The organism is Lactobacillus sp. RTP31084st1_F9_RTP31084_210423, from assembly GCF_040919545.1.
Lineage (GTDB): Bacteria > Bacillota > Bacilli > Lactobacillales > Lactobacillaceae > Lactobacillus > Lactobacillus paragasseri.
Window position 1 is genome coordinate 464663 of sequence record NZ_JBCOVH010000001.1, and the last position, 9098, is coordinate 473760.

At 35.7% G+C, this 9098-nt stretch carries 2 protein-coding genes; both read left to right on the forward strand.

The genetic code is table 11. From position 1 onward, the window contains the following. The first annotated feature begins 268 nt into the window (after positions 1–268). Positions 269–5494, forward strand: a complete 5226-nt coding sequence (locus AB5359_RS02375; protein WP_232001002.1) for a DUF1542 domain-containing protein — start codon at positions 269–271, stop codon at positions 5492–5494. A gap of 108 nt (positions 5495–5602) precedes the next feature. Next, positions 5603–9098 (forward strand): DUF1542 domain-containing protein (locus AB5359_RS02380; RefSeq protein ID WP_368287186.1); only part of this gene is annotated, 3496 nt, incomplete at its 3' end.

A 9098-nucleotide genomic window follows, 5' to 3' on the forward strand; every position in this document is an offset into this window, starting at 1 on the left:
TGATACTTCTGCGTTGTTGTGGTTTATTTCTCGTATAGAATTAATTATAAAGAAAGTCATAGAATTTCTAGGTAACTATATCTTAACTTGGTTGGGCATGTTATTATATTATTGTGATGCTGATATTTAATAAGTAGTTTAAAAATATAAGTGAAAAATAAGTGAAAGGATGATCAAAGCAAAAAAAAGTATTAAAATTTAAGCTCATTTAAGCAAATATACTACTTATAATTAGGCGAACTTAAATTTTTTTATATTGGAGGAAAATATGGTTTCAAAAAATAATATTAAGATGAAAAATGAAAAAATTAGAGACGAAAAGCAGCGCTTCTCTATTCGTAAATTTAGTGTAGGTGCTGCATCTGTTTTAATTGGATTAAGTTTTAGTTTATATTCTGGCCAACAAGCATCTGCAGATACTGTTGATAATAGTGATAAGTCGGTTGTAGCAAGTAATCAAAGTGAAAAAGACGATAGTCAGAATACTGCAAATAATGGTGAAGAGAAGTCAAGTACTAATCAAGCTCAAAGTACAGTAACTGATAATCTTGATCACAGTACTGTTGTTGCTAGTTACGAAGCTAGTGCTACAAATGATATAGCTAAAAGTGAAAATAATAATGCTGTTACTGAAAATAAGCAAGATGAAAAGTCTAATGCAGAAACTGCAAAGACCGAAAACACTACTTCTGAGCAAAAGTCAGAATCAAAACAAAATACTGCAAACAATGTAGTTACTGAGAAGACTGAATCTTCTAAAAAGACTGCTACTGTTTCTGATGCAAATAAAGCAACAGAAGATGCAAAGACTAACGTAGCTAAGACCACTACTGAAGTAAGTAATGCTGCGAAGAATACTACTACTGAAACTGCAAAAACTGCTACTAAGTCAGAAGACACTAATGAAGCTCAATCAGCAGCATTAAGCAACAAGACAGATGAAGTTGCTAAAGATAAGACTGAATCCACTGTAAAGACAGAAGCTATTTCTGATACTAATAATGCAGTAGATGTAAAAGCTAACGAAAATTCTGGTATTGAAACTAATACCCTTGAGTTAAACAATATAGTTAAAAATGCTTCTTTCTTAAGTGCAAAATCAGCTACTGAAAGTAAAGTTGCTGTTGCAACTGAGGATACTGAAGATCCTAATTCAGTAACTGTTAGTGATGCTAATGGTTTAATTGATGCTATTCAAAATGGTACTGCTACTACTATTAATATTGCTAATGATATTAATGTCGAGACTAATCCAATCACCGCAGCTAACCCTGCACCTATTAGATATGCTATTAAAAATAAACGTGATATTTTAATTCAATCTACTGCAGGCAATAAATTTAAAATTGACTTCGATAGAAGTTACTTTGATATGACAAGTAATGATTATGGGGTTGCTTTTAAAAATATAGATTTATATGGTAGAAGTTATTATGGTATTTTTAGAAGTGCACATTACTATACTTTTGATAATGTAAATTATACTGGCTCTCAACTTATATATACTGACGGTATTACTGGAACGACAGTAACTTTTAAAAATACTGTAAATTCAAATTCTGTTTTAAGCTATACTGGTCCTCTCGATGGAAAGACTAGAACGACGCAATATAACGGAGGAGCAGGTAATCAGCAAGTTCTTCAGTTCTCAACTGGAAATAATATAGTTAATTTTGATCCAAGTAGTAAGGTCAACTTTACTACTTACAATTCAAACGTTATTGAAATTGATAAAGGTTCAACAGTAATTAATGTTAGAAGTGATTCTGATGGGAGTAATGGAGCTCAAGTTGTATTAAATCCACATACTAAAAATAATCCAGAACAATATGGTATGACTATGGATTGGATTGCTCGTGGTATTGCTTCCAATGGTAATACAACTTTAAATATTGATAAGGGAGCAAATCTTGATATTAATTTAAAGGATGATTCTAATGACAAATATCATTCAGGAGCACTCTATCTAAATAGTGGCGCTATTATTAACGTTGCTGGCAACTTAAATATTGTTTCTGATGGACAACCATATTACAGATCAACTGGAATTGATGATCCAGTATATATTGGTGGAAACTCTAAAATTGATGTAAACGGTGGCTCTTTTACAGTAAATGCAACTAACATGGGTGATTATAAAGGCTCAGTTGTTACTTCAGCTGGTACTTCAACAATTTCTATTAACCACCATGGTAGTTTCCAAATTACTGGAGATGGTACAGCAGCAACAGGAGTTAGTTTAGTAGCCGGCAGTACCTTTACTTCAACACAACCAGCATTGTTTAATATCACAATGCCAGAAGGTGCAACAGCAGTTAAGAACGGTACAATTCAATTCAAAGGCGTTAAGACTTCTGAATCAGGTCAACCAATTGGAGAAATCAACATTGTTTATGCAGCTAATGGTACTCCAACAGTTACTAAGGTAACTAGCTATGACGAACAAACTACCATTGATACGCGTGAAGCTGGTAACAATGCTAAGAATGAAATTAACTTAGTTGCCTCCGGCCCAGAAGTTGATTTAACTAATGTTAGCTTTACTAAAGATGCAGATGGAAACTACATTATGAGCGGTAATGCAAATACTTCTGCTGCCGCAGGTGCCTTTGTTTACATTTCAGTAAATGGTGAAGTTCATCAAGTTGCTACTACTAATAACCAAACTCTTTGGACTATTGGTCAAACTGGAGACCCAAGTTCAGCTGATGAACCATACACCGTTGAAACTGGTACAGATGGTAAGTTCAGTGTCAACTTAGGTAAGTTGAATGACAGCGATCAAGTTTCTATTTATGCTGCTAAGGACTTTGTATCTAGTGATACTGACACTAAGACAGTTTCTGAATGGATGACTGATTCTTATCGTGATCAATTACAAAAGTTAGTTAATGAGGCTCCTACTATTGAGGCTGGCACTAACTATACTGACGCAGATGCAAATCTTAAGACAGATTACACAAATGCAATTAGTGATGGAAATACACTTCTTCAAAATACTAGTGCAACTTCACCCCAACTAGAAGCAGCTATTAAACAAATTACTGATGCTAAGACAGCTTTAAACGGCGATAGCAACATTGCTGTTGCAAAAGAAGCATTACAGAAAGCTGTTGATAAAGCTACAAATATTGAAAATTCTTATCAGTACTACAATGCACCTGAAAATCTTCAAAACGCATATAAAGCAGCCGTTGCCGCTGGTAATAATGCACTTAAGGAAACTAACCCAACTCTAGCAGATCTACAAAAAGCCTTAACTGACATTACCACTGCTGAAGGTAACTTGAATGGTAAAGAAACTAATAAGAATGCTCTTCAAGCAGCAGTTGACAATTCTACAACTGTAAAATCAAGTAACAATTATACTAACGCTGATGAATCTAAAAAGGCTGCTTACGATAATGCAGTTACTGCCGCACAAGCTATTTTAGATAAAACTAATGCAACCCAAACTGAAGTTGATCAGGCATTACAAAACCTTGAAACAGCAAATAATAACTTAAACGGTGATGCTAAGACCGAAGCTGCAAACAGAGCTGCTCTTGAAGCGGCTGTTAAAGAAGCTCCAACTGTAAGAGAGACACCTGCTTTCTACAATGGTACAGATGAATCTCAAAAAGCTTACAATGATGCGATTACAGCTGGTCAAAACGTTTTAAACAATACAAATGCTACAGCGGATCAAGTTAAGGACGCTTTAGATGCAATTAACACTGCTAAGGGTAACTTAAAGGGTGAAGCAACCAATACTGATGCTCTTCAAACAGCTTTAACTAAGGCAAATGATGCTAAGCAAACTGGTAATTATACAAATGCTGACCAAGCAAATCAAGAAGCACTTACTAACGCAATCACAGCTGGTCAAAATGTTTTAACCAAAAACAATGCAACTCAAGCTGAAGTAGATAATGCTGTAAAAACTATCAATGACGCAATTAGTGGCTTGAATGGAAACAGCAATCTTGAAGATGCTAAAAAGACTGCTACTGCAGATATTGAGAAGACCTTAAATGATAAAACTGCTGAGATTAACAAAGCAACTAACATTGATCAAGATAAAAAGACTAGTTTAATTAATGAAGCAACTCAAGCAGCAAATAATGCTAAAGAAGCAATTACAGCTGCTAAAACTACTGATGCTGTAACTACTGCCAAGGATACAGGTGTTCAAAACATCAAGAAAGTTACTGTGCCTAGTTTGGATAATGCTAAGGATCAAGCAACTAAGGCCGTAAGTGATGCACTTGCTGGTCAAACTGAGCTTATTAATCAAGCTAATAATCTGAGCGAGAATGAAAAGCAAGCGTTGATTGATAAAGCAACTGCTGAAGCTAATACTGCAAAAGAAAACATCGAAAAAGCTACAACAAACAATGGAGCAGCTCAAGCTGGTCAAGATGGTGTTGAAGCAATTCAAAAAGTTATTCCAACAAGTTTAGACGATGTAAAATCTCAATCTAATAAAGCTGTCGAAGATGCTTTAACTAAGAAATTAGATGCAATTAATTCTGCTACTAATTTGACTACTGATGAAAAGAATCAATTAAGTCAAGAAGCAAACAACGTAGCAGATAATGCTAAAAAAGCTATTGCAGAAGCAACTACTAATGATGCTGCAGTTCAAGCCGGTCAAGATGGTGTTAAGAGTATTAACAAGATTCAAGTACCAAATGAATCAACAGTCAAGACAGCTGCAAAAGAAGCAGTAGCTAAAGCGGCAGAAGCAAAGAACGAAGCCATTGATTCATCAAACCTAACTGATGAAGAAAAGGCTGCGTTGAAGCAAGAAGTGACACAAGCGCAAACAGCTGCTGATACAGCAATTGATAAAGCAACTACTAATGCTGATGTAGCCAATGCCCAAGAAATCGGTGTCAATAACATTAACAAGATTCAAGTACCAAGTGAATCAACAGTCAAAGAAGCAGCTAAGGATGCAATAGCTAAAGCGGCAGAAGCCAAAAACAAGGCAATTGATGCTTCGAACTTGACTAATGAAGAAAAAACAGCATTGAAGCAAGAAGTGACACAAGCGCAAACAGCTGCTGATACAGCAATTGATAGTGCAACCACTAATGCTGATGTAACAAATGCCCAAACAACTGGTGTAGATAATATTGATAAGATTCAAGTACCAAGTGAATCAGCAGTCAAAGAAGCAGCTAAGGATGCAATAGCTAAAGCGGCAGAGGAAAAGAACAAGGCAATTGACGCTTCGAACTTGACTAATGAAGAAAAAGCTGCGTTGAAGCAAGAAGTGACACAAGCGCAAACAGCTGCTGATACAGCAATTGATAGTGCAACTACTAATGCTGATGTAACAAATGTCCAAACAACTGGTGTAGATAATATTGATGAGATTCAAGTACCAAATGAATCAACAGTCAAGACAGCTGCAAAAGAAGCAGTAGCTAAAGCGGCAGAGGCCAAGAACCAAGCAATCGACTCATCAAACTTAACTGATGAAGAAAAAGCAGCTTTGAAAGACTAAGTAGCTAAAGCACAGAATGATGCCAATACAGCAATCGATAGTGCAGCCACAAATGCGGATGTAACTCAGGCTCAAGAAGATGGTATTAACAATATTAATAAGATTACTGTGCCAACTACTTCTGCAAACAAGGAAAAGGCAACAACTGATCTCAATAACGCAGTTGATGAAGCAAAGAAAGCGATTGATCAAGATAGCAACTTGACTGATGATCAAAAGCAAGCTGCAAAAGATCAAATTGATAGCGACGCTAAGACTGCTCAAGATGCAATTAATAACGCTAAGACTGATAATGATGTAAATACTTCTGTTGATAATGGTAAGGTAGCAATTGATAAGGATGTTGCAAATGCTGCAATTGATAATGCAGTAGCTGGTAAGCTTAAGGAAATCAAAGATCCATTAACTACTGAAGAGAAACAAACTTACACTGATTTAATTAATTCAGAAGCTAATAACGCAAAGCAAAATATTGCTAATGCTACTACTCAAGAAGAAGTAACTACTGCTCAAACAAACGGAGTAAATGAAATTAATAACACTGAGATTCCAACTACTTCTTCAGTTAAAGAAAAAGCAATTACAGCTATTAATAATGCTCTTCAAAAGAAGACTGACGAAATTAATAATGCAACTAACATTTCTTCAGAGGAAAAGTCCGATTTAATTAATCAAGCAACTAAGGCTGCCGACAGTGCTAAAAATAATATCAACAACTCAACTAATAATATAGAAGTAGCTACAGCTCAAACTAACGGTGAAAAAGCAATTTCTGATGTCGCTGTTCCAAACTTATCTGACGTTAAGAAAGAAAGCATCGATCTAATTAACAAGACCTTAGATGAGAAGAAGGCAGAAATTAATAATGCTACTAACCTTTCTCAAGATGAAAAGCAAAACTTAGTCAATGAAGCAACTAAGGCTGCTACTGATGCAATTAACAACATTAATAATGCAACCACTAATGATGACGCTAAATCAGCTGCTAATACCGGTGTTCAAAATATTGAGAATGTCACTATTCTAAGCCTAGATGATGCTAAGAAGAATGCTCTTCAAGCGATTGATGATGCTTTGAATTCTAAAGTAAATGAGATCAACAATGCATCAAACTTAAATGATACTGAAAAGAAGAACTTGGTTGATCAAGCAACAGAAGCTGCTAATAATGCTAAAAATAATGTTGAAAATGCCACAACAAATGATGATGCACAAGATGCGGCAAATAAGGGTATTGAAAATATTAAGGGAATTACCTTTACTTCATTAGATGATGCTAAGAAAGCAGCTAACTCAGCAATTGATCATGCCTTACAAGTTAAGACTGATGAGATTAACAATGCATCAAACTTAAATGATAGTGAAAAACAAGGTCTAATTGATCAAGCAACAGAAGTAGCTAAGAATGCTAAAGACAACATTAGCCAAGCAACAACAAATGATGCTGTTACTGAAGCACAAAACAAGGGTATTCAAGACATTGCTAATGTTACTGTTCCAAGTTTAGATCAGGCTAAACAAGATGCTATTAATGCAATTAAGCAAGTACAAGCAGCTAAGAATACACAAATTAGCAACGCTAATAACTTAAGTGCAGAAGAGCAACAAGAATTAACTGATAAGGTGGCTCAAATTGCTAACGATGCAATTGCTAAGATTAATGATTCTTCAACAACTACTAACGATGCAGTTGCTTCAACACGTGATGACGCAATTAAGCAAATCACTGATTTATTTATCCCAACCTTAGATGGAGCACAAAATGATGCTATTAATGCAATTGAAAGTGCTAAGAATGCAAAAATTAATGACATCAATAATGCTACTTATTTAAACGATCAAGAAAAACAAGATTTAATAGATCAAGCTACTCAAGCTGCTAATGATGCAACTAAAGCAATTAAATCAGCTCAAACTAATGATGAAGTTAAGAATGCTGAAACTACTGGCTTGAATAATATTAATAACATCACTATTCCAAGTCTTGCAGAAAAGCAACAAGACGCTATTAAGGAATTAGATCAAGCACGTGATAATAAAGCTAACGCAATTGAAAATGCTGCTGATTTAACTACTGATGAAAAGAACAGTTTGAAGGATAAAGTTCAAGCTGAATACAGCAACGCAGTTTCAAATGTTACCAGTGCAACTACTGATGATGCAGTAACAGCTGCTAAAGACGCCGGTATTACTGCAATTAACGATATTGAAATTCCAACTAAGTCAGGTGCAAAAGAAAAGGCCACAACTGACCTTAACAATGCCGTTGATGAAGCTAAGAAGGCAATTGATCAAGATAGCAACTTGACTGAGGATCAAAAGCAAGCAGCTAAGGATCAAATTGACTCTGATGCTAAAAAGGCACAAGACGCAATTGAAAATGCAAAGACGGATTCTGATGTAAATGATGCTGTTGACAATGGTAAAGTTGCAATTGATAAAGATGTTGCTAATGCAGCAATTGATAACGCAGTAGCTGGTAAGAAGAATGAAATTGCTAACTCACCATTAACTGATGAAGAAAAAGCAGCTTTGAACAATGAAGTAGATCAAAAGGCTCAAGCAGCTAAGGATGAAGTTTCTAAGGCAACAACAGATGAAGAAGTAACAAATGCACAAGAAAATGGCATAAAGAAGATTAATGATATCGCAGTTCCAACTGAATCAAAGGCTAAAGAAACAGCTAAAGATGCAGTAGCCAAAGCAGCAGAGGCTAAGAACGCAGTAATCGATTCTTCAAACTTAACTGAAGAAGAAAAGGCTGCCTTAAAGCAAGAAGTAAGTGATGCTCAAAAGGTTGCTAACACAGCAATCGACAACGCAACCACTGACGAAGCGGTATATGCTGCCCAAGAAGATGGCATTAAGAATATCGATAGCATCACTGTTCCAACTGAATCTCCAGCAAAACAAGCAGCTAAAGAAGCAGTAGCTAAGGTAGCCGAGGCTAAGAATGCAGCAATTGACGCATCAAACTTAACTGAAGAAGAAAAGGCTGCATTGAAGCAAGAGATAACTGATGCTCAAAATGCTGCCAACACAGCCATTGATAATGCAACTACTGATGGTGCTGTAACAATTGCCCAAGAAGATGGTATTAAGAATATTAATGACATCGAAATCCCATCAAAATCATCAGCTAAAGAAAAAGCAACAACTGATCTTAATAACGCAGTTGATGAAGCTAAGAAGACAATCGATCAAGATAACAACTTAACTGATGCTCAAAAACAAGCAGCTAAAGATCAAATTGACTCTGATGCTAACAAGGCACAAGACGCAATTGAAAATGCAAAGACAGATTCTGACGTAAATAGTGCTGTTGACAACGGTAAATTGGCAATTGATAAGGACGTTGCAAATGCAGCAATTGATAACGCAGTAGCAGGTAAGAAGAATGAAATTTCTAACTCACCATTAACTGATGAAGAAAAAGCAGCTTTGAACAATGAAGTAGATAAAGTTGCTCAAGTGGCTAAGGAAGCAATCAATGGAGCAACAACCACTGACGAAGTTGAAACTGCACAAGAAAATGGCATAAAGAAGATTAACAATATCAATGTGCCAGCTGAATCAACTGCAAAGCAAGTAGCTAAAGATGCAG

What these genes read in the sequence shown, in the direction of transcription:
- AB5359_RS02375 (WP_232001002.1), top strand. Translation starts at nt 269, where the DNA reads ATGGTTTCAAAAAATAATATTAAGATGAAAAATGAAAAAATTAGAGAC.